The following is a 22,178-nucleotide window of genomic DNA, read 5'->3' on the forward strand; positions in this document are numbered from 1 at the left end:
CGTGTGGGCAAGCGGATGCGCGCGACTTATTTACCCATTTACCCAGCCGGCCGTTTGCACCGTGTCGACGATAGCTTTATCCATCAAGCGGGCGCTCCGCAGGCGCATCATTGTGCCCGAGCCCCGGGCTTGCGCGGCGTGCTGGTGCAAAAGCTCCGTGCGTTTCAAGCGGCGAAACGTATTCATCTAGTACGTATTGCATGCGGCACATCGCGACGGCGCAGGTGGCACGCCCGTTGCTCTTATCCGCGTACGCTGCATTCTACTCAGGCTCTCATGACCGAAACGATATGGTTTCTCGTCGTTGGCGGTGTTCTCATTTTCATGGGGCTTGCCAGTTCGACGTTCAAACAACTGCCGATCAGCAGCGCCATGGTGTATCTCGCCATCGGTTTTGGGCTGGGTCCGTTTGGCATCGGATTGCTCAAGATCGACCTTCTGGGCGACGCCACCCTGCTGCGCCGGATTACCGAAGTCGCCATGCTCGTGTCGCTGTTCGCGATCGGCTTGCGCCTGCGCGTGCCGCCCACCGACCGCATCTGGCTCTTGCCCGTGCGCCTCGGCTTGTTCGCGATGGTCGCAACCGTCGCCATCATGACGCTGGCATGCGTCTATCTGCTGCACATGAATTGGGGACCCGCGCTGCTCATTGCCGCGATGCTCGCCCCGACCGACCCCGTGCTCGCCCATGACGTTCAAGTGCAGGTTCCCGGCGATATCGACCTGTTGCGCTTTTCGCTCACCGGCGAAGGAGGTTTGAACGACGGCATCGCTCTGCCGTTTGCGTTGCTGGGCATTGCGGTCTGTAACTATGAGGCGTCTCCCCAGCAAGCGCTCAGTTGGCATTTTGCCGGCGATGCCCTCTGGGGTGTCGCGGGTGCGTTGGCCGTTGGCTGGCTGCTTGGAGACCTCGCGGTGAGGCTGATTGCGTGGCTGCGCAGCCGCCATGGGCTGGCGCTCGGACCTGAGGGGTTTTATGCGCTGGGCTTGATCGCGCTTTCGTACGGCGTCGCCGAATTGATCCACACGTATGCGTTCCTTGCCGTATTCGCGGCGGGCTTGGCGATGCGGCGCGTCGAACAGAAGGCCAGCGGCGACAAGTCGGCGCATGAGGCGCTTGGCATTATCGATGCAGAAGATGTTGGTGCTACCGCCTCCGATCCGGATCGCGCGCATGCGTTTGTCGCGGAACGCGTACTCGGCTTCACGATAGAACTCGAACGGATCGCGGAAGTCGCGGTCATGCTGATGGTGGGCAGCGTGCTCGCCAATGTCTGGGACAAGCTGTTTACATGGCAAGGCGCCGCGGTCGTCGGCCTGCTGTTTTTGGTGGCGCGGCCGGTGTCGGTGCAGGCTTCGTTGCTGGGGTCATCGGCGACGGGCTCGCAGCGCTTGCTCACCAGCTGGTTCGGGATTCGCGGCGTTGGTTCGTTTTATTACTTGCTGTACGCACTGGAGCATGCGCCTCACAGCGTGGCTGAACCGCTCGCTCCGCTGGTGCTGGGCGTGATCGCGGCGTCGGTAATCCTGCATGGCATTACGTCGACGCCGCTGATGAATCGATACGGAAGAAGTTGATCTGCCGGCCTGCGCGCCCCGCTTGAAACCATCCGCGCGGGGCGTCAGTGCGAGCGAAACCTCAGGCAGCCTGCAATTGCCGGACAACGCTGAGCGAACTCGCGCCTTCATACAACTGCCCGAACCGGTTCGCCAGGAACGCTTCGAGGGGCACCTGCTCCTGACGGATAAAGCCGCTTTGCGGCAACACGCCTTCGCGGAACAGATCGAGTTCCGCGCAGATCGCGCCAGCGGTCGTGATCTGAATCGCGCTCATTGGCACATCACACACGTTCTTTGCGAAGATCTTGCGCGTGAATACATCCTGCACGAGACGGCCATCGCGCATCCCGGTCGCTGTGACGAATACCAGCACGACGTCCTGCGCCGTAGCCGGAATGGCGCGCCGGAACATTGCCTTCAATCCATCACGGTCACTCGACATGCGCAGGTCGTCGAGCAGGAACTTCATCAGTTCGCGATGCCCGGGATAACGCACCGACTTGTAATCCAGCGTTTCCACCTTGCCGGCCAGCGTTTCGCATAACGTACCGAGTCCGCCCGATGTATTGAACGCTTCGTACTCGGTGCCATCGAGCGAAAAATGTTCCAGTCCTTCCAGCGGCTGCACCCATTGCGTACTGCCATCGCGGATAGCCTCGCACGGTTGGCAATACTCGTTGATCAGGCCATCGATGCTCCAGGTCAGGTTGTATTTCAACGCGTTGGTCGGAAACTCAGGCAACGCGCCCACCCGCATCTTGACCTCGCGAACTTCGGCAAAACGCTTCGCCAGGTCGTGCGCCACGATACCGATAAACCCCGGCGCCAAACCGCATTGCGGCATGAAGGCGTGGCTGGAATGATTGGCGATCTCGCGGATCGCGTGCGTTGCCCGCACGTCTTCGGTCAGGTCGAAGTAATGGACGCCGGCTGCTTTCGCCGCTGTTGCGACGGTCACGGCGAGGTAATACGGCATTGCGTTAAGGAGTGCGTCGAAGCCAAGCAGCGCGAGACGCAATGCGTTTGCATCGGCGGAATCAACACGGCGGGTAGGGATACCCTGTGCTTCAAGCAAGTCGAGCGCGTGAGCATCGCGGTCGAAAACGACGACCTCGTAGTCGCCGGTTTCACGCATCAATTGAGCGATGCTCTGGCCAATCAGGCCGGCGCCGATGAGGGCTATTTTCATGTTTATCTCCTTGGTGGGCGGTCGAGAGGCAAATCTCCGACCTCCAGTTTAGGAGCGCATGAATATTGATAAAAGACACAAAATGATGCGAATCGACTAGCAATTTCGACGTTTTGACGAACCCATAAGATAAATTGTCGCAAATCGCGCTTAACCCAGGCCGCCGCGATCCACTTTGCGGGCAAGAATGATCGATGTCGTCGTGCGTTCAACACCTTCCAGGCCGCCGATTTCATCGAGAAGATCGTTCAGCCGGTCGGGGGAATCCGCCCGCAGCCACGCAACATAATCGAATTCCCCGCTCACTGCGCAGAGCAGTTGCATCTCGGGCATCCTGGCGAAGCGCTTTTGCACATCGCGGCCATATTTCGGCGCCAGTTTGATGCCTACATAAGCCTGGATGCTGGCGTCGAGCACGTCTTGTCCCAGCCGTACGCCGTATCCCGCTATCACGCCAGTCTTCTCAAGCCGCGCGAGCCGGGCGATCACTGTCGTGCGCGCAATGCCGAGTTGACGCGCAAGTTCGGACACGCTTTCACGGGCGTTCACCTGCAAAGACGCAACGAGGTTCCGGTCGATGTCGTCGAGCTGATCAAGGCGCGGCGGTCGCATAAGGCGTGGTCCTTTAGTTAATTTTATTTACAGCGAGAGTACGGCACGAAGTCATGCAAAACTTCACGCTCGTGACAAAAGCATGAAGCAACGCAGCCATTAAAACACGGGCGCATCAATCTACGGCTGCCCGTGCTCGTTGGTTAAACTCCTACCCTTGGCGAACCCGGCTTGCCCGGTCATTGCGTTTTTTTCGCAGACGTATCGGTTGTAAGCAGTTGTGGCAACGCAAGCAATGCCGCGCGCTAACGTGATATTAATAGCGGCGTCGGCCAAACATCACACGTTACCTTTAGCATGTGTTGCTTGCCCCTTCTCAATGGACCCAAGGTGTCACCCATGAAAAAAACATTCGTTGCACTGGCTGCCTCGCTGGCCCTTTCCACGGCTTTCGCCCAATCGTCCGCTCCGACTGCGCCCGCAGGTGCATCGGCACCGGATACGGCACGCGGCCAAGCGCGTGAAGCACGCGTCGAGCAACGCATTGCAGAACTGCATGCCAAGCTCAAGATCACCGCTGCCCAGGACGAGCAATGGAACAAGTTCGCCGACGTGATGCGCGACAATGGCCACACGATGGGTGATCTGTACCGTCAACGCATGGCGCTGGGCGACAACACGACCGCGCTCGACGACATGAAGCAGTACGAGCAGATCACGCAAGCGCACGCGGACGGCACGAAGCATCTGGTCGACGCCTTCGAGCCGCTGTACGCAAGCATGTCACCTGAGCAGAAGAAACTCGCCGACGCAAGCTTCCACCAGTCGGGCAAGCCGGGTACGCATAAAGGCCGCGCGCCGCATCGCAAGGCGCCGGCGGCGGCTGCGGCAGACGGTGCTTCGACCACCAAGCCCTAAGCTTCGCGCATCGGCCTGATCTGAAGGCTGAACTTCCCGGGGATTCTGCCCGTGAGCCGTGAAAAAAGCGCTCGCATCGTGGTTTCGATGCGAGCGCTTTCGCATTTGGCGTTACATTTGGCGTTACGATTGCGGATTATTATCGTTTCGGCGTTTTCATTATTTCCCATTACATCCGTATGACGGCCATCACACTGACCCAACTCGACCTCACCACCGACCTCGCTGCGCATCGCGTGGTGAAGGACGAAACCGTCGCGGTCCAGTTTGCAGAGGAACCGGGCTCGCTGATGAGCCTGGAAGGTCCGAACCGCTATGCGCCCGGCGACGCGTTGATCACGGGCGCTACCGGCGAACGCTGGGTCGTATCGCGGAATCGCTTCGATGCAAAGTATGTCGCGCACGACGGGCTCACGCATGGCCATGCCGGGGCGTACCGGAACGTGCCGGTTGCGGTTCTCGCGAAGCAGATGCACGAAGCGTTTTCAATCGCGCGGTCTGAAGCCGGCGATGTGCTTCACGGCGAAGCTGGCGACTGGGTCACGCAATACGCGCCGGGCGACTACGGCGTAGTCAAGGCGGCGCGTTTCGCGAAGGTTTATAAGCGCGCTACGTAGAAACTGAAACAGCGCGCAGCAAACTCGTATTCAAGCAAAATCCTCGCCGATATCGATCTCCACCGTGCGCGGCACGGTCTCCCCTGCTGCGTACATCTCCTCGAGCGAACCGAGCGTGGCTTCCACGTAAGCACGCAGCACTGCGTAACTGCGCGCGTGCAGGCGTGGCGGCATCGCCCGGTAACGCGCGAGTGCAGCGGGATCGAAGCGGATATCGATGGCAATGCGGCGTGCCGCTGCACCAAAGCGCATTGCCACGTAATGAATCACGAGCGAAAGCTGGCCATCGTCGCCCGGACGCTCGGCAAATTGCGTCTGCTCAGGGAACAGGTCGCTGACCACACGGGCCAGCAATTCGATATCGGCGCTCGGGCACTCGTATTGATATTCGTCGTCCATCTCAGTCTCCGGCCTTTTCACGTGCCACGCGCGTTGCCCTACTCGCATCTGCCGCCACGCCCAGGAAATAACGCCGCAGCGCACGCATCACGATCAACCCGAACACGAGATACACGGCATCGGCGGCGAGCAGCGGAATCAAGCGCGCCTGATACAGCGCCACCGGCAACGCGATCAGCGCGTGCGCAATGATCATGAACGGCAACGTGAAACGGAAACGCTCGCGCAGCATGTGCCACATTGCCACCGACAATCCCACCTGGAACACAAACGCAGCCGCGCGCTCGACCAGGAACATCGCGGCAGTTTCCGGCGCGAGACTGCCGAGCACCGCGTGCAGCCGCAGCAGCGACTCAGCCGGGACGCTCGTAAAATATTGATCGAGCATGCCGCGGTCAGCGAGCAGCGCGTAAAGGATCCACTGCAGTTGGACCAGCACGCCAACGAGCCACGCCTCCGCGCCGCCGTGGCCAATTCCGTAACCCAGCGCCGTGCCCGGCCGTTGCAATGAAGCGGGATTGCGCTTGATCAGCCATTTCATGCCGGCGTAGCGCCCGACTTCCTCGCAGATACCCGTCGCAAGCGCGCCGTAGATCACGAAAATGGCCGGATTCAGCAGCAGGCCGACCGTGGTCGCGTTGCTCAGCACGAGCCCGTGGAGGCCGCGTTCGATCACCATCGAAAACAGTGCGAAGACTGCGATCCCGACAATCACGTCACGCCGCTCGAAACCAAACCGAGTTTTCGTCTTCCGATACAGCCAGATAGGCAACGCGGCAATCAGCAGCGTCGCGATAGTGATACAGACCAGCGTCAAGGCACTTACCATTAATTAAATTTCCTCAAAACTCTATGCCGCGATGGTTCGTTGATGTTGATTTCAATGCCGATGCCGATGCCGACGTCGATGCCCGCACGATCAGCTCGCCCGGCAGCAGGCATTCCCGCGCCGCCACAACCGCGCCTTCAATGCGTTCATGCAGGAATTCGACGGCGCGCTCGCCTATGGTATAGGTCGGCTGCCGCACGGTCGTCATGCCGGCTAGCTCGGCCCACTCGGAGTCATCGATACTCATCAGCGCCGCCCGCTGCTGCCACTCGGCGCCATGAAGCTCCTTCAGATGCAGCGCGACCCGCAACGCAACCGGCGCGTTCGCCGCGAACAGCGCTATGCGGCGATTCAGCCGTTGCGCAGCGTCGATGCGTGCATCGATTTCAGCAAGGGTTTCGTCATTATCCAGATCGAGCACGATCGTAGCGCCCGACACCCCGAGCGCGCCGATAGTGTCACGAAATGCCGCTTCGCGCACGCGTCGCGAGCTGACCTGCGCGTACGGCTGGACGATAAACAGCAGTTCATCGAAACCCTGGTTCGCCAGATGATGGATCGCCATCCGCACCGCTTCGGTGTTGTCGAGCCCGACCATATCGGTGACGAGGCCCTCGACCGAGCGGTCCACCAGCACCACCGGCACGCCGCCGCGAGTGAGCGTTTCCAGCGTTTCTTCCTTCACGCCGAGCGCATTCACAATCACGCCTTCCACGCGATACGTGCTCAACAATTGCAGGTATCGCCGCTCCAGATCGACCTCGTTCGCGGCGTGGCAGATCAGCGGCATGTAACCATACGCGTGACAGGCTGCTTCCACGCCCTGCAGCACTTCGACGGTGTAAGGATTCGTCAGGTCGGCGACCAACATCCCTACCAGACGGTTGCGACCTCGTTTCAACCCGCGCGCCATCTGGTTCGGACGGTAATCGAGCTTCGCGATCGCCTCTTCTATGCGCTCGCGCAATTCCGTCGACAACACGCCCGTCTCGCCGTTCAAGTACCGCGAGATGCTGGTCTTGCCGGTGCCGGCTTCGCGCGCGACGTCGGTGATGGTCGCGCGCCGGTCATTCGAAAAATTGTCTCTTGCCATGTTCTCGTTCGACATCCGATAAAAACAAAGCGCGCCAGGGCGCGCTTAGTCCTTTGCAGCAAGCTTCTCGTCAAGCCGCTCAGCGCTTCAATGCTTCTGGATTCACCATGTTGTTCGTCAGCGTGCCGTTCAACGCGCCGATCAGGTTCTCGGCAGCATTCTTGTTCATCGCGTGGCGGGTTTCGTGCGTGGCCGAGCCAATATGCGGCAGCGCCACCACGCTCTTCATCTTGAGCAACGGCGAATCCGCGGGCAGCGGTTCTTTCACGAAAACGTCGAGGCCCGCGCCGAGGATCGTGCCGTCCTGCAAGGCTTGAATCAACGCTTCTTCATCGACGGTCGGTCCGCGCGATGCGTTGATCAGGATCGCGCTGCGCTTCATCTTCTTCAACTGCTCGGCACCGATCAGGTTGCGTGTTTCAGCGGTCAGCGGCACTTGCAGCAGCACGAAATCGGAAGTCTTCAGCAACTCGTCGAGATCAACCTTCTTCGCGCCGTAGTCACGTTCAGCTTGCGCGTTAGAACTGCGGTTCGTGTACAGCACGTTCATGCGGAAACCAAGTGACGCGCGTCGTGCCACCGCACCGCCAATGCGCCCCAGCCCGATGATACCGAGCGTTTTGCCCTGCACATCGACACCAAAACAATCTTCGCCGATGCTCTTTGTCCACTTGCCCGCCTTCACCCATTCCGCCAGTTCCACCACGCGGCGCGCGCTTGCGAGGATCAGCGCGAAGACGGTATCCGCTGTCGATTCGGTCAGCACGTCCGGCGTATTCGTGAGCACGATGCCGCGGCGGTTGAGGTCGGCGATATCGAAGGCATCGAAACCTACCGACACCGTTGCCAGCGCCTTCAGCTTCGTTGCGCCTTCGAGCATGGCCGGCGTGATCTGCGTGCTCGCGCCGATAGCACCATCGGCATCTTTCAACGCCGCTACGAACGCGTCGTGCTGCTTCGGGTCGACGGTCGTGACATCCGCGTGTTCCTGCAAATACGCAAGCACGTCCGCGGGCAACGGCTTATAGGCGACGATCTTCTTTTTCATCGAAACAGGTCCTGTGGAGTCTGGAAGGAGGTTGGGTATCTCTGATGTCTCAAGCACGTGTGGCCAGTTTAGCGGCGGGCGCGACCGGCTGCGGTTTCACGACCAGCGTCAATATCACGGCTGCCACCAGCGCAGCGCTCATGAATACATACGACGCTGCAGGAGACCCCGTCGCGCCATTCAAGTAGCCGACCACATAGGATCCGACAAACGATCCAAGCGCACCCATGCTGTTGATCAGCGCCATTGCACCGCCCGCCACATTTTTCGGCAACAACTCGGGCACGATCGCGAAAAATGGGCCATAAGGCGCGTACATGGCCGCTCCGGCGATCACGAGCAACGCATAGGAGCCCCAGAAACTCGTCGATCCAAGCAAGTACGATCCCGCGAAAGCGAACGCGCCGATCAGCAGGAACGGCCATACAAACAACTTACGCCGTTCGAGCTTGTCCGACGCCCAGGATGCCGCGATCATCGCAATGGTTGCCGCGAGATACGGCACGGCCGACAGCCAGCCGGTCTCGACCATGCCAAACGTGGACGCGTTCTTGAGGATCGACGGCAGCCACAACACGAAGCCGTACACGCCGATGCTCCAGCAGAAATATTGCGCGGACAGCTTGATCACCGCAGGCGACTTGAACGCCTCGCCATAGTTCTTGACCGGTTTGATCGCCGCTTGTTCCGCGCGCATCGTGTTGTCCAGATCGCGTTTTTCCTGGTCCGACAGCCATTTGACCTGAGCCGGCTTGTCCTGCACGATGAACCACCAGATCACTGCCCAGATGATCGCCGGCGCACCCTCAACCACGAACATGTGGCGCCAGCCGAACGAGTTGATCAGGTAACCCGATACCACCGACATCCACAGCACCGTCACCGGATTGCCCAAAATCAGGAAGGTGTTGGCGCGCGAACGCTCGGATTTCGTGAACCAGTTGGAGATGAAGATCAGCATCGCGGGCATCACGGCCGCTTCCACGACACCAAGCATGAAACGCAGCACCATCAGCGAAGGGATGTTGGTGACCACGCCGGTCAGCGCCGCGCACCCGCCCCACAGGATCAGGCTCACGAACACGAGCTTCTTTACGCTGCGACGTTCGGCGTAGATCGCGCCGGGAATCTGGAAGAAGAAATAGCCCAGAAAGAACAATGCACCGATCAACGATGCCAGCCCCTTGCTGATGCCCAGATCGTGATTGATACCTGCCGCCGATGCGAAGCCGAAGTTCGCGCGGTCGAGATACGCGAGGCTGTACGTGATGAACATGATCGGCATGATCGTCCACCAGCGGCGTACCGCGAGCTTGGGCTGAATGGTGTTGGCGCTGGCTGGCTGCATGGTTGCCTCCTTGGTTCGTTGGCTCTGTGAGAGCGGCTTTATAAGGCGACGTTGACCGCCTCGCCGTTGGCTTGTGTTCCGTTTCCGCCCGCTTGTTCCAGCGCATCGAGTTCGGCTCGGGTCGGAAGACCTTCGCTGTCGCCGATCACCTGGATCGCCAAGGCGCCGATGCGATTTCCCCGTGTCAGCGCATGACGCACGTCGTGCCCTTCCAGCATGGCGCTCACCACGCCGACCGCGAAACCATCGCCTGCGCCGACTGTGTCGACGACATTTTTCACGGGAATCGCCGGCACCGTGCCTGCGTCGTTATCCGCGGTCCGGAAGTACGCGCCGTGTGCGCCAAGCTTGACCACCACGCCCTTCGCGCCCTGGTCCAGATAGAACTTTGCGATGTCCCCGGGCTCAGTGAAACCCGTCAGGATCTTGCCCTCGCTGACGCCCGGCATCACCCAGTCGGCGTGTGCGGCGAGCGCATTCAGAGCCTCCGCCATGGCTTCACGCGATGGCCAGAGCGTCGGGCGCAAGTTCGGATCGAAGGAGATGGTCTTGCCTGCCTTGCGCATTTCCTTCGCCATGTGAAAGGCAAGCTCACGGGAGGTCGCCGAAATGGCCGGTGCGACGCCCGTCAGATGCAAATGGCGCGCGCCCAGCACGTAGTCCGCCACGTAGTCATCGAGCGATAAATGGCTCGCCGCCGATCCCCGGCGGAAGTATTCGATCGCCGGATCGCTGCCGTCGTCATTCTTCGATTTGAGCTGGAAAGCAGTCGGATAACGTTCGTCGATGGTGACGCAACCCGCGTCGATACCTTCCTGCGCGAGCACGTCGAGCACGAATCGGCCGAACGAATCGTGGCCGACGCGACTCATCCAGCCGACCCGAAAACCGAGCCGCGACAAACCGATCGCGACGTTCAGGTCCGCGCCGGCCACGCGCTTGGTGAACTGGCCGACCTTCGCAAGATCGCCGGTCTCGGCGGCGACGAACATCGTCATGGCTTCGCCGTAGGTCACGACATCGAGAGAGGGTGTCATAAGCGGTCCTTCGTCATTCATTGATGGATGGTGTTCAAGCTGGTTTCAAGCCAATTTTCAAGCCGATGCCAGTTGTTTGACGTAGCGGGCAGCATCGGCGGCAAGACTATCTTGATCGAATGGAAACTCGATACCGCGCGCAACGCCGGCCGGCAGATACGCCAGCAACTCTGCGAAGTGCGCGTCGTCGTTGGCGGGCGCCGTCGCGAAGCGGCGCGCCCCTTCGCCCTGCACGGCCTTGCAATGCACGTAACCCACGTACCGGGTCAGGCGCCTTGCCGCTTCGAGCGGATCTTGCTGCGCCCATTGCCAGTTGCCGGTATCGAAAGTCATGGCGAGCGTGTGCGGGCGGGTGTCCAGCGCCTCGAAAAGCGTGGAGAACGCATCGATTGTGCCGCCGGCTTTCATCTGGCCGTTTTCGACCACAACCTGCGCTTTGGAATTTCGGATGCCCGCAATCAGGCGATCGAGCGTCGCGGAATCCGTCGCTGTACCAACGCTTTCTGAGCCGCCGAGCTGGAATTTGACGATACGCGCATCGAGCGCCGCGGCTTCGTCCAGCGTCTGCTCCATTGCGGATTCATCGAGGGCGCCGGTATCGTCGAAAAGGGTCGCGGGGGTCGAATAGACCGACCAGATACCGGCCGCCCGGATTTGCTGACCGAGTTCGTACAGCGACGCGGGCTGCGATTGGGCCTGATAGGAGAACAATTCGCGGCGGACTTCGAAACCGGCGGCGCCCGCTTTTGCCGCGACTTGCGCCCACGCTGCGTGGCCGTCGCGGCGGATCGCGTCCGGACCGAATGCACTTGCCACGATCACTATCGAGACAGATGCGGGAACAGCCGCGCCAGCCCGGGTATTTTTGATCAGATTTCCAGAATTACGGTGTTCCACAGCAGAATTTGCCTTTAATCGGTTATTGGAACCGGTTCCAATAACAAATTTCAAAAAAGACGCGCGTCGCGTCTGAATGATTCCGCATCATGCTCCTGGGGCTCAAGGGGCGCTATTCTGGAATTCCCTAGTGACCGATAGTTACCCGTGCTAGAGGACGATCGGGACGTCGGATGGCTGCTTTCGAACAAACCCAGTTGCCCGTGATTTCGGATGGTCTGCATTTCACCGAAATTCGCATGCGCAGGCCAAGCTGATCGGCGGCAATCATCACTTATCAGCCCCATCCTCCACGCACAGCGCATAAAACCGCGCCGCCGCCCGCGACGCCGCCGCCCCATGCGGCATCAGAATCGAAAACCTTCTCGTCAACGGCTCCGGCACAATCCGCAAGCGCAGCAGCGCGCCGTCCTCATGGCGCATGGACATCGCGGACACAAAACCAATCCCCATTCCCGCCCGCACCGCTTCTTTCACGCCTTCCACGCCCGCGATTTCCAACGCGACTCGCATCTGCACACCAGACCGCGCGCATGCGCGCTCGACCAGCTGACGCACGCCCGACCCGCCCTCGCGCAAAACCAGCGAATGAGCGCATATCGCTTTCAGCGTTACGCCGGCGGCTGCGCCGGCCAGCGGATGACCACTCGGCGCAATCGCCACGATCTCGTCCTCGCGCCACGCCGTGACTTCGGTTCCCGGCGGCAGATCGGCACCGGCCGGCCCTTCGATCATCGCGATATCCAGCGAACCCAGCGCCGCGATGATCTCCGTTGTATTGCCGCCGATCGTGTGAACCGTCACGTCCGGATGCTGCCGATGAAACTCCGCGATCAAATAGGGCAACAAGTAACTCGCCGGCGTCGTGCTCGCCCCGATCCGCAGCGTGCCGCGCTCGAGCCCCCGCAGCGCATTCCGGTACGCGTGGGCCTGCCCGACTGTCTCCCGGATTCGCGTGGCGTAGACGGCGAGCTGCTCGCCGGCGGCGGTCAAGCGGATGCCACGACCGGCGCGCTGATACAAAGGCTCGCCAAATTCATCCTGCAACTGGCGCAATTGCCCTGAAACAGCCGGCTGCGACAAATGCAGCGCGACGGCGGCACGGCTGATGTTGGCATGTTCGGCGACGGTGGCGAAGGTTATAAGCTGGTCTGGCGTCATTGGTGCGTAACTATCGGCTGGATGGATAGCTTACATCCTAAATGACGATTTTTCATATCGATATATCAAGAATAGGATTAGCGCATCGAACACGTCGACCAAAACGGAAAAGACCGTGAATTCCCTCGCCACTCCTGTCGCATCTCGTCCCGCTCCGTCCGCCCCCACCGGTCAAACGCGCGGTCAACTGAACGGCATCCTGTTCGTCGCACTGTTCGCCGCCGCGGTCACTCAATTAGCCGCGCTGCCATTCATCTCCAATCTGGGACTCAGTCCACTGATCGTCGGCATTGTTGCCGGCGCGATCTACGGCAATGCGCTGCGCGACGGCATGCCGGAAAGCTGGGCGTCGGGCGTGAACTTCTCCGCTCGCAAGCTGCTGCGCATCGCGGTCGGCTTCTTCGGGATGCGTGTAAGCCTGCAAGAAATCGCGCAAGTCGGGCTGCCGGGGTTGACGGTGTCGGTACTGGTGGTGGTGAGCACGCTCGTCATTGGCACATGGGCGGGCATGAAGCTGATGAAACTTGACCGCGATACAGCATTGCTGACCGCGGCCGGTAGCGCGATTTGTGGCGCCGCAGCGGTGCTCGCGTTTGAATCGACGTTGCAGTCCGAGCCGCATAAAAGCGCGATGGCGGTCGGCAGCGTCGTATTGTTCGGCACGCTTTCCATGTTCCTCTACCCGCTTGCGCTGCACCTCGGCTGGCTGCATCTGGACACGCTGGGCGTCGGCCTGTTTTTCGGCGGCACGATCCACGAAGTGGCGCAGGTGGTGGGGGCGGCCAGCAACGTGAGCCCGGAAGCGACGCACATTGCGACTATCGTGAAAATGACCCGCGTGATGCTGCTCGTGCCCGTGCTGCTCGTGATCGGCATGTGGGTGAACCGCTCGCGTAACAACGATCAAACAGATGGCAGCGGCACGAAGCGCAAGCTGGCGATTCCCTGGTTCGCGCTCGGCTTCCTCGCGCTCGTCATCGTGAATTCGTTGCACGTTTTGCCCGATACCGCCACGCACACGCTGAACACGCTCGATACCTTCGCGTTGACCATGGCGATGACCGCACTGGGCATCGAAACGCGGATCTCGCAGATTCGGCAGGCGGGACCCCGCGCGCTGGTAACCGGCGCGATTGTGTATGCCTGGCTGATCGGGGGAGGACTCGCGATAACCCTGGGCGTCGAGCGCCTGCTCGGGTAATGTTCGTAGAGGTGCCGCTTGCAGAGATAAACAAACCCCGCCGCCCGTGCGGGGTTTGTGCTTTTCAGCGGCATGACAAAGACGATGCAAGCAGACGATGCAAGCGCAACGGCACGCGTGTTGCTACCCTCTTGGCTTTGGGTTTCCAGCAATCACACCGCGAGGAGTTTGCCGATGGCCTACGAACTGTATTACTGGGATGGTCTTCAAGGCCGCGGAGAATATGTCCGGCTCGCGCTTGAGGACGCCGGCGCTGACTACGTTGACGTTGCACGCGGCGCGAAGAAGGATGGACAAGGCACCGGCGCCATGATGAAGATCATCAACAGCAAGACCGAGCCGCATATTCCGTTCGCGCCGCCATTCCTGAAGGATGGTGAGCTGATCATTCCCCACGTCGCAAACATTCTGCAATATCTCGGGCCGAAGCTTGGTCTTGCGCCGAAAGACGAAGGCCTGCGTTATGTCGCGCATGGCTTGCAGTTGACGATCGCGGACATGGTGACCGAGGTGCACGATACCCATCATCCGCTCGCAAGCGATCTGTATTACGAAGACCAGAAAGATGCCGCAAAGCAGCGCTCGAAGGATTTCATCGAGAACCGGGTGCCGAAGTTCATCGGCTATTTCGAGCGCGTACTCGCGCAAAATCCTCACGGCGATACGCAAATAATCGGCAACACGACAACGTATGTGGACCTGTCGATATTTCAACTTGTCGACGGCCTGCATTACGCCTTTCCGCGCGCGATGAAAAAATTCGGCAGCTTGTATCCGCGCGTGGCGGCATTGCACGACGCCGTGCTGGAACGACCGAATATCGCGGCTTATGTGGATTCGGAACGCCGGATTCCCTTCAACGAATCCGGCATTTTCCGTCATTACCCGGAACTGGATCAGGATGCCTGACCGGCCGGCCTGTATCGGATAAACGTATTCATTAGGAGTATCAGATGATCGACACAATTCCGTCCTTCGGACTGGGCACCTTTCGCGTGGACGCGGAGAAAACTTCCAGGTCCGTGACAAGCGCGCTGCAAATCGGGTATCGGCATATTGATACTGCGGTTCTATACAAGAACGAAGAAGCCGTCGGCAAAGGCGTGCGCGACTCGCTCGTGCCACGTGAGGATATCTGGGTCACCACCAAGGTCTGGCACGACCGGCTGCGTAGAGACGACGTGGTGAAAAGCCTTGAGGAAAGTCACAAGAAGCTGAATATCGGGACGATCGATCTCGCGCTGGTTCATTGGCCGTCGCCGGATAGCGTGGTGCCGATCGCCGAATCAATCGCGGGCTTTCAGGACGCGCAAAAGCAGCAGTTGATCCGGCATTTCGGCGTGTCGAACTTCACCGCGCCGTTGCTCGAGGAAGCGTTGAACGCGCCCGGCGGCGAGGGCATCGTGACGAACCAGTTTGAAATCAGCCCGTTCCTCGCGAACCGCAAGCTGGTCGAGGCAACGCAGAAGCTAGGCGTGAAGGTGACCGCGTATATGCCGCTCGGTGAAGGCCGCGCGCACAAGGATCCCACCCTGGTTGCCATCGCGAAGAAGCATGGCGTGACGGCTGCGCAAGTGACGTTTGCGTGGCTGCTGTCGCGCGATATCGTGGTGCTGTCTGCATCGACGAATCCGGAACACCAGGAAGTGAACTGGGACTCACAAAAGGTAAGACTGGACGCCGACGATATCGCGAAGATCGACGCGCTCGACGAAGGCCAGCGAAATGCGAAGCCGCCGTTCGCGCCGAAGTGGTGACCAGATAGTTTGACGTAGAACGCAACCCGGCTTCAATGCGACGAAGCCGGGTTTTCAACCGATCCCCGCTGCTTCACTCCGCCCAACTCAGTCCGCACTCAGCCCAAATGAGTCCGCTTCTCGCGTGCAGGCGCAACGTTGCTCGTAGAAAGCGCGTGCACGATGCCGCAGTCCGTCGCTGACTCTTCTGTCGTGCATTGCCCCCTCAACGCAACCAGTTGCGACTTGAGTTGCTTCAACTCCTCTATCCGCCTGTCCACATGAACAATGTGGTCGTCGACGAGCGAATTGATCGAGCCGCAGGGTTCGCCGGGTGCATCGGTTGCGCTGAGCAGACCGCGGATCTCATCATGCGTCATATCCAGCGAGCGGCAATTGCGGATGAACCGCAGCCGTTCCGCGTGCGTTTCCGTGTAATTCCGGTAATTGGAATCCGTACGGCTCGCCTGCGGCATTAAGCCCTCCTTCTCGTAAAAGCGAATAGTTTCAGTCGTGCACTGAGCCATTTTCGCCAATTCACCGATTTTCATTGCTTGCGCTCCTGGTCAATGCTTGACCTTGAAGTGGCTTCAGGACGTCTACTCAACCATATATTGCCTCTGGAGGCCAAATGGTTGATCGATCCACTGTTATTAAAACTACGCCGCAGGACCACGGCGCGGCGTGTTGCGCGCATAACCATGTTGAAGTTGCCGGCAATGCGAAGCGCTCGCCGGCCGAGCCGTCGGGCGACAAATTATTACGCTCTGTTCCCGCCGAGGAGACGCAAAGCGTCTTCTTCGTTGAAGAAATGGATTGCGCCGCAGAAATCGCTTTGATCGAGAACAAGCTTTCCGCGCTGCCCGCCGTTAGCGACATGAACTTCGACGTCATGCAGCGCCGGGTAACAGTCAGGCACGCGACCGGGCAGCAAGAAACCATCATGCAGGCGATTCACTCGGTGGGCATGTCCGCGACGATTATCGACCCTGATAGCATGAGCAAGGATGACGCTTCTCGTAAGCGCCGCCGCGCATGGCCGCTCGCGCTGGCGGGTGCTGCGGCAGTGGGCTCCGAGATCCTCAGCTTCGCCGCACTTGGCGCGCCCCCGTCGAACTGGCTTCCCGCGTGGCTGCCGTCATGGGGCGTGCCGACCTCGCTACCGAACGCGATCGCGGCGGCGCTTGCGCTGGTCGCCGTCATCGTAGGCGGTCTTGGCACCTACAGGAAAGGCTGGATCGCGCTGCGCCACGGCAACCTCAACATCAACGCACTGATGAGCATCGCCGTCACGGGCGCGCTGATGCTCGGCCAGTGGCCGGAAGCGGCGATGGTCATGGTGCTGTTCAGCGTCGCCGAACTGATTGAATCAAAATCGCTCGACCGGGCACGCAATGCTGTCGGCAAGCTGCTGCAACTCTCGCCGGATCGCGTGACCCTGCAGCAGGCCGATGGCACCTGGAGTGACGTCGATGCCCATCACGTCGGTATCGGCGCCGTTGTGCGCGTGAAGCCCGGTGAGCGGATAGGACTTGACGGCGTCGTCACGGCAGGCCGTTCGGCGGTCAATCAGGCGGCGATCAGCGGCGAAAGCCTTCCCGTCGATAAATCCCCCGGCGATGCCGTCTTTGCCGGCACGCTGAACGCGTCGGGATCGCTTGACTATCGGGTCACGGCTCGTGCCGATGGCACCCTGCTCGCGCGGATTATTCACGCGGTATCGGCGGCGCAAGCGTCGAAGGCACCCACGCAGCGTTTCGTCGATCGATTCGCGCGAATTTACACGCCCGTGATCTTTGCGCTCGCCCTGCTCGTGGCCATCGTGCCACCGCTTTTATTCAGCGGCATATGGCAGACCTGGATCTACAAGGCGCTCGTGCTGCTCGTCATCGCGTGTCCGTGCGCGCTGGTCATCTCCACGCCGGTAACGATCGCAAGTGGCCTCGCCGCTGCCGCCCGCAAGGGGATTCTCGTCAAGGGCGGCGTCTATCTCGAGATGGGGCGCGCACTCACCGCCCTCGCCTTCGACAAGACCGGCACCATCACGCGCGGCGTTCCTGTTCAGACCGACGTCCATATCATGGCCGGCGCCGACGCGCAGCTTTGCGGCCTGCTCGCTGCCAGTCTCGCGGGGCGCTCGGATCACCCGGTATCCAGAGCCGTGGCGCAAGCGGCGAACATCGGGGAATTGAACCGATTCAAGGTCGAAGAGTTTGAAGCACTGCCCGGCCGCGGCGTGCAAGGCATGCTGGACGGACGCAGCTATGCGCTTGGCAACCGGCGTCTGGTCACGGAGCGCGGCTTCCTGAGCGCGGACACGTCCAAGCGTCTGGATGCACTGGAAAGCGAGGGCAAGACCGCCGTCGTGCTGATCGATGACAAGGGCGTGCTCGCGCTATTCGCGGTCGCTGATGAAATCCGCGATGGCAGCCGCGATGCAATCGCCGCGCTTCGCAGGCTGAACGTGCGCACCGTGATGCTAAGCGGCGACAACGAGCGCGCCGTTACGGCCATTGCACGCGAAGCCGGTATCGATGAAGCGCACGGAAACCAGTTGCCTGAAGACAAACTCAGCGCGATAGCGACCCTGGCGTCGAACGGCGCGCGGGTCGGCATGGTCGGCGACGGTATCAACGACGCGCCCGCACTCGCGCGCGCGGATATCGGCTTTGCGATGGGTGTCATGGGCTCGGACGCCGCCATTGAAACGGCCGATGTGGCGCTGATGGACGACGACCTGCGCAAGGTAGCCGCGTTCATCGGTTTATCGAAGGCGACGCATTCCATTCTGGTCCAGAACATCGCGCTGGCGCTGGGTATCAAGGCCGCGTTCCTGGTCATGGCGCTGACCGGTTCCTCAACGCTCTGGATGGCCGTGATCGCCGACGTAGGCGCAAGTCTGCTCGTGATCGGCAACGGCCTCAGGCTGCTGCGCAAATAGCGGCAAGGCGCTCTCGAGCGTGTCGGGTGTGCGACGTTTTTCCACCGCATGGATGATATCCTTGCCCGCACATTCCGCCGCCCCGTCCAGAGCTTACGTGCTTTCATTTCTTCTTAAACTTCGCACCCGGGCACAGATCCGGTTTCGCTTCTCCGAGTCCCACTCCATGCTCGTGTGGGCCGTGATTGTCGGCGTGGCGGGCGCGTTCGCGACCTCGGCGTTTCGGCTTGGTATCGACGAAATGCAGCGGCTTTTTGGCGGCGATCACGGTAACTTCGTCGAGATGGCCACGCGGCTGCCGTGGCCCGTGCGGGTCGCGTTGCCAACGGCGGGCGGATTGATCGCGGGCCTGTGCCTGCTGATCGCCCGGCGTCGCTCCACCGGTCAGGCGAATGCCGACTACATGGAAGCCGTGACCATAGGCGATGGCGTCGTGCCGGTCTGGCAAAGCCTGTGGCGCAGCATCTCGTCGCTGTTCACCATCGCGAGCGGCGGGTCCATCGGTCGTGAAGGGTCGATGGTGCAGCTCGCCGCATTGTGCGCGTCGCTGATCGGACGCTGGGTTCACTTCGATCCGCCGCGCCTGCGCTTGCTCGTCGCCTGCGGCGCGGCGGCCGGGATCACCTCGGCGTACAACGCGCCTATCGCCGGCGCGTTCTTCGTGACCGAGCTCGTACTCGGCTCCATGGCCATGGAAAGCTTCGGGCCGATCGTGGTGTCGTCTGTGGTGGCGAACATCACCATGCGCGAGTTCGCCGGCTATCGGCCGCCTTACGAAATGCCCGTGTTTCCAACGGTCACCGGCGTCGAAGTGCTGCTGTTTGTCCTGCTTGGATTGCTATGCGGCGTGCTCGCACCGTATTTCCTGCGCCTCTTGGCGGCATCGAAACAACGCTTCGCCAAGCTGCCCCTGCCCTTGCCGATCCGCCTCGGATTCGGCGGCTTGATTGTCGGCGTGATCTCGATCTGGTACCCGGAGGTCTGGGGCAACGGCTATGAAGTCGTCAACTCGATCCTGCATCATTCGTGGACCTGGGAAGCGCTGGCCGCGGTGCTGTTCTTCAAGATCATCGCGACCGCGGCAACAGCGGGTTCCGGCGCGGTCGGCGGGATTTTCACGCCGACGCTCTTCGTCGGCGCGGTGGTCGGCTGCTTGTTCGGACTGGCGGCGCATACCATCTGGCCGGACTCCACGTCCGCGCCGTTTGCCTACGCGATGGTCGGCATGGGCGCGTTCCTCGCTGCAGCCACGCATGCGCCGTTGATGGCAATTCTGATGATCTTCGAAATGACGTTGAGCTATCAGGTCATGCTGCCGCTGATGCTCTCTTGCGTGGTGGCGTTTTTCATCGCGCGGGCGTCGGCGCAGACGTCGATGTACGAAGTCACGCTGCGTCGAGACCGTGACGAAAAAGAGCGCACGCGGCTTGCTGCCACGCAGATGCGCGAACTCGTGAAACCGGCCGATACCGTTGTCCCGCTCGATGCAGACGTAAAGGCGATGACTCGCGTGTTCCTCGAATATCCGGTGAAGTACCTTTACGTCGTTGATGTGGACGGCCAGTTTCGCGGCGTGGTGGCGCTGAAGGACATTACGTCCGATCTGCTAGATGAACGCGATACCGCCATCAAAACTGCTGAAGATTATCTGCAGCCTCATTTCGATGTCCTTACACCGAATATGTCGCTGGGTGAAGCATTGCAGCATTTTCTCGCGTTCCAGGGCGAACGGTTGCCGGTCATCGATTGCGCGACTCGACCGGTGTTACTCGGCGTTGTCTATAAAACATCGCTTCTCGATGCTTACTTCCGATTAAACCCCGCATCGCGCTGAGTGCCCGATATTGCTCTGATTGTGCAAAATTGCGGCAGTGCCGGAGCATCAATAACGCTTCCGGTTACGACCTTATTCTAGAATTTGCTCGAAGAACGGCCGCAGACGCCGCTAGAAACGAGGCTCGGCCGGCACGCACCATTCGTCAGCTAAAGCCCTGTCATACCGCGCTTATTGATTGGCATAGCGTTTGCTCGATTCCTCGCTACTATTCTCCGTATAGCCTCGTGTTTGTGCTGCCTGTACGTCGCTTGTGCAAGCTCGCATGAGTTTGTGTACTAGTGTCTGGAGGGTTGAGCGATGAAAACCTCAACGGCTTTATTAATGGTTCTGGTGTCCGTGTCGTGTTACGCCGCGCCAATTCACACCGACGACGCAGCCATCTATGCTGCGCGCCAGGCTGAAACCATGCGCGCAGCGCTTGCCATTCGCGCCAATGCGCCGCCGGTCTCGCCGCCGGCGCCGGAGGTGCCTGCGCAGGAACTCAATCACGCGCACTGGTTCCATGTGGAATTGCCGAAGTCGCGCTCGCCCAGTCACGGCATGTCGAGCCAGGTAATAGATGTTCAGACTTAGATGTTCAGACTTAGATGTTCAGACTTAGATGTTCAGACTTAGATGTTCAGACGTAGAACCGCACGCATGAAGCTGCGCCGTCTGCATGGCGCTTCGGATTGACCACGAAACTACCACGCAAAACAACCAAGGGCAGCAATGACCGATACGCACGTGAATGCCAGCTTGAATGACGAACCGATCGATGATGAAATCGCAGAGGTCCTGCGTGACTTGAAGTTTCCGACCAACAAGGATGGCATTGTCGATGCGGCGCGCGCTGCAGGCGTGAGCAACGACGTCATTGCCGTATTCGATGGATTGCCTGAGCAGGATTACGCGAGCGCAGACGCCGTAGAGCAGTTGCTAGGCAGTAACGGCGGATCGGGCCTTTCCATCTGAGCGATGTTTGGCCCCACGCTTTAATCAAACCACGTCGGATCCAAACACCACTCGGCTGAAGAACTTCGCCAGGACGGCTTCGGACATTTCGCTGCCGCAAGCCTGCGGGTCCGACGTATAAAAAAACTGCATCCCGTCGATCAACGCCGTCAGCCCAAGCGCAAGCTGCTCTGCCGGCATGGGCAGCGGCGTTCCCGCCCGCTCTGAAAACGCGACAATATATGCGGTCGTGTGTTGCAGCAATTCCCGGATGAATGCGTTGAATTGCGCGCGAAATTTCGCATCGCGGCTTGATTGCAATTTCGCTTCAACCCACAGCAGAAAACACTTGTTGTCGCGATAACACTCGCTGTAATACTGCAGCAAGCGGGCTTCCATATCGGCGCGGCTGGCTTCGCCATCGAAGATCGAATGCAGGCGGCCCATGATCCCGTCGTGATCGCGCTTGAGCAATTCCAGGAACAAAGCCGACTTGCTGCCGAAGTTTGAATAGAACGCACCGCGCGTATAACCGGCGGCCGCAGCAATGTCCTCGACGCTGGCGGCAACAAACCCCTTCTTCATGAAAACACCTTGCGCAGCGTCCAGCAAACGCTCACGCGTCTGATCACGGCTTTGCTCCCGGGTGAGGCGAATTCGTTTCATCGGCTGAGTTTAGCATCTCAAAATTGGATTATGATACGATTTTGATTCCAGATACACAGTTGTATTAGAATTCATCGCGTATCTGGCGATTGGGACTGGAAAGCTTTATAGCCGTGGCCTGCCGCCTGTCCAGCTCTCCGTGCCCGAGTAACGCCACATCTTGAAATGCGCAGCGACTGGCCTTGTCGACGCTGCGCACCGACCGTGCATGCAAGC

At 60.2% G+C, this 22,178-nt stretch carries 22 protein-coding genes; 10 read left to right on the forward strand and 12 right to left on the reverse strand.

What is annotated here, in order from left to right:
* Window positions 1-276: 276 nt before the first annotated feature.
* Entirely contained in the window at window positions 277-1,578 is a 1,302-nt protein-coding gene (locus ACMX25_RS20960; RefSeq protein WP_414951993.1) for a cation:proton antiporter, read from the forward strand.
* Window positions 1,579-1,639: 61 nt separating this feature from the next.
* Here ACMX25_RS20960 and ACMX25_RS20965 read toward each other — a convergent pair whose 3' ends face one another.
* Both ACMX25_RS20965 and ACMX25_RS20970 read right to left on the reverse strand, forming a co-directional pair.
* On the reverse strand, window positions 1,640-2,749 hold the full coding sequence (locus ACMX25_RS20965; protein WP_414951994.1) for a saccharopine dehydrogenase family protein: 1,110 nt from the start codon (window positions 2,747-2,749) through the stop codon (window positions 1,640-1,642).
* Window positions 2,750-2,899: 150 nt separating this feature from the next.
* The gene (locus ACMX25_RS20970; RefSeq protein ID WP_031356349.1) at window positions 2,900-3,361 is read right to left on the reverse strand and encodes an Lrp/AsnC family transcriptional regulator; all 462 of its coding nucleotides are present in this window, start codon (window positions 3,359-3,361) and stop codon (window positions 2,900-2,902) included.
* A 339-nt stretch (window positions 3,362-3,700) separates the two neighbouring features.
* On the opposite strand from ACMX25_RS20970, the gene ACMX25_RS20975 reads away from it, so the two are divergent.
* Together ACMX25_RS20975 and ACMX25_RS20980 are read left to right on the forward strand one after the other, a co-directional pair.
* The gene (locus tag ACMX25_RS20975) at window positions 3,701-4,219 is read left to right on the forward strand and encodes a Spy/CpxP family protein refolding chaperone (RefSeq protein WP_414951995.1); all 519 of its coding nucleotides are present in this window, start codon (window positions 3,701-3,703) and stop codon (window positions 4,217-4,219) included.
* Window positions 4,220-4,398: 179 nt separating this feature from the next.
* Window positions 4,399-4,836: a PGDYG domain-containing protein gene (locus ACMX25_RS20980; RefSeq protein ID WP_414951996.1), complete on the forward strand. Its 438-nt coding sequence runs from the start codon at window positions 4,399-4,401 to the stop codon at window positions 4,834-4,836.
* 30 nt (window positions 4,837-4,866) lie between these two features.
* Here ACMX25_RS20980 and ACMX25_RS20985 read toward each other — a convergent pair whose 3' ends face one another.
* The 8 genes from ACMX25_RS20985 to ACMX25_RS21020 all read right to left on the reverse strand — a co-directional run bounded on the left by ACMX25_RS20985 (window position 4,867) and on the right by ACMX25_RS21020 (window position 12,648).
* Window positions 4,867-5,235 (reverse strand): DUF3022 domain-containing protein, encoded by a 369-nt coding sequence (locus tag ACMX25_RS20985; RefSeq protein ID WP_414951997.1) that lies wholly within the window; start codon window positions 5,233-5,235, stop codon window positions 4,867-4,869.
* 1 nt (window position 5,236) lies between these two features.
* Window positions 5,237-6,064, reverse strand: a complete 828-nt coding sequence (locus ACMX25_RS20990; protein ID WP_414951998.1) for a YhfC family intramembrane metalloprotease — start codon at window positions 6,062-6,064, stop codon at window positions 5,237-5,239.
* Between the two features lie 13 nt (window positions 6,065-6,077).
* The gene (locus ACMX25_RS20995) at window positions 6,078-7,157 is read right to left on the reverse strand and encodes a LacI family DNA-binding transcriptional regulator (protein WP_414951999.1); all 1,080 of its coding nucleotides are present in this window, start codon (window positions 7,155-7,157) and stop codon (window positions 6,078-6,080) included.
* Between the two features lie 79 nt (window positions 7,158-7,236).
* Entirely contained in the window at window positions 7,237-8,205 is a 969-nt protein-coding gene (locus ACMX25_RS21000) for an NAD(P)-dependent oxidoreductase (protein WP_414952000.1), read from the reverse strand.
* A gap of 49 nt (window positions 8,206-8,254) precedes the next feature.
* Entirely contained in the window at window positions 8,255-9,553 is a 1,299-nt protein-coding gene (locus tag ACMX25_RS21005; RefSeq protein ID WP_414952001.1) for an MFS transporter, read from the reverse strand.
* Between the two features lie 38 nt (window positions 9,554-9,591).
* Complete coding sequence (locus ACMX25_RS21010; RefSeq protein WP_414952002.1) at window positions 9,592-10,590, reverse strand: sugar kinase; 999 nt, start codon at window positions 10,588-10,590, stop codon at window positions 9,592-9,594.
* A 57-nt stretch (window positions 10,591-10,647) separates the two neighbouring features.
* Entirely contained in the window at window positions 10,648-11,406 is a 759-nt protein-coding gene (locus tag ACMX25_RS21015; protein ID WP_414952003.1) for a sugar phosphate isomerase/epimerase family protein, read from the reverse strand.
* A 351-nt stretch (window positions 11,407-11,757) separates the two neighbouring features.
* On the reverse strand, window positions 11,758-12,648 hold the full coding sequence (locus ACMX25_RS21020) for a LysR family transcriptional regulator (RefSeq protein ID WP_414952004.1): 891 nt from the start codon (window positions 12,646-12,648) through the stop codon (window positions 11,758-11,760).
* Window positions 12,649-12,763: 115 nt separating this feature from the next.
* Between ACMX25_RS21020 and ACMX25_RS21025 the strand changes: the two genes are divergently transcribed.
* The 3 genes from ACMX25_RS21025 to ACMX25_RS21035 all read left to right on the forward strand — a co-directional run bounded on the left by ACMX25_RS21025 (window position 12,764) and on the right by ACMX25_RS21035 (window position 15,606).
* Window positions 12,764-13,849, forward strand: a complete 1,086-nt coding sequence (locus ACMX25_RS21025; RefSeq protein ID WP_414952005.1) for a YeiH family protein — start codon at window positions 12,764-12,766, stop codon at window positions 13,847-13,849.
* A gap of 174 nt (window positions 13,850-14,023) precedes the next feature.
* Complete coding sequence (locus ACMX25_RS21030) at window positions 14,024-14,758, forward strand: glutathione S-transferase (protein WP_414952006.1); 735 nt, start codon at window positions 14,024-14,026, stop codon at window positions 14,756-14,758.
* Window positions 14,759-14,802: 44 nt separating this feature from the next.
* Window positions 14,803-15,606: an aldo/keto reductase gene (locus ACMX25_RS21035; protein ID WP_414952007.1), complete on the forward strand. Its 804-nt coding sequence runs from the start codon at window positions 14,803-14,805 to the stop codon at window positions 15,604-15,606.
* 98 nt (window positions 15,607-15,704) lie between these two features.
* On the opposite strand, the gene cadR is transcribed toward ACMX25_RS21035, so the two are convergent.
* Window positions 15,705-16,136: a Cd(II)/Pb(II)-responsive transcriptional regulator gene (gene cadR / locus ACMX25_RS21040; RefSeq protein ID WP_414952008.1), complete on the reverse strand. Its 432-nt coding sequence runs from the start codon at window positions 16,134-16,136 to the stop codon at window positions 15,705-15,707.
* 80 nt (window positions 16,137-16,216) lie between these two features.
* Here cadR and ACMX25_RS21045 point away from each other — a divergent pair, with 80 nt between their 5' ends.
* The 4 genes from ACMX25_RS21045 to ACMX25_RS21060 all read left to right on the forward strand — a co-directional run bounded on the left by ACMX25_RS21045 (window position 16,217) and on the right by ACMX25_RS21060 (window position 21,317).
* Window positions 16,217-18,526 (forward strand): heavy metal translocating P-type ATPase, encoded by a 2,310-nt coding sequence (locus ACMX25_RS21045; protein ID WP_414952009.1) that lies wholly within the window; start codon window positions 16,217-16,219, stop codon window positions 18,524-18,526.
* Between the two features lie 97 nt (window positions 18,527-18,623).
* Window positions 18,624-20,360: a ClcB-like voltage-gated chloride channel protein gene (locus ACMX25_RS21050; RefSeq protein WP_414952010.1), complete on the forward strand. Its 1,737-nt coding sequence runs from the start codon at window positions 18,624-18,626 to the stop codon at window positions 20,358-20,360.
* A gap of 300 nt (window positions 20,361-20,660) precedes the next feature.
* The gene (locus ACMX25_RS21055; protein WP_414952011.1) at window positions 20,661-20,936 is read left to right on the forward strand and encodes a hypothetical protein; all 276 of its coding nucleotides are present in this window, start codon (window positions 20,661-20,663) and stop codon (window positions 20,934-20,936) included.
* 138 nt (window positions 20,937-21,074) lie between these two features.
* A complete protein-coding gene (locus tag ACMX25_RS21060) occupies window positions 21,075-21,317 on the forward strand; it encodes a DUF2795 domain-containing protein (RefSeq protein ID WP_414952012.1) in 243 nt (80 codons plus the stop codon).
* 24 nt (window positions 21,318-21,341) lie between these two features.
* On the opposite strand, the gene ACMX25_RS21065 is transcribed toward ACMX25_RS21060, so the two are convergent.
* Window positions 21,342-21,962, reverse strand: coding sequence for a TetR/AcrR family transcriptional regulator (locus ACMX25_RS21065; protein ID WP_414952013.1), 621 nt, complete (start codon window positions 21,960-21,962; stop codon window positions 21,342-21,344).
* Between the last annotated feature and the right edge of the window lie 216 nt (window positions 21,963-22,178).

Origin of the sequence: Caballeronia eucalypticola, from assembly GCF_047608185.1 — a bacterium.
Lineage (GTDB): Bacteria > Pseudomonadota > Gammaproteobacteria > Burkholderiales > Burkholderiaceae > Caballeronia.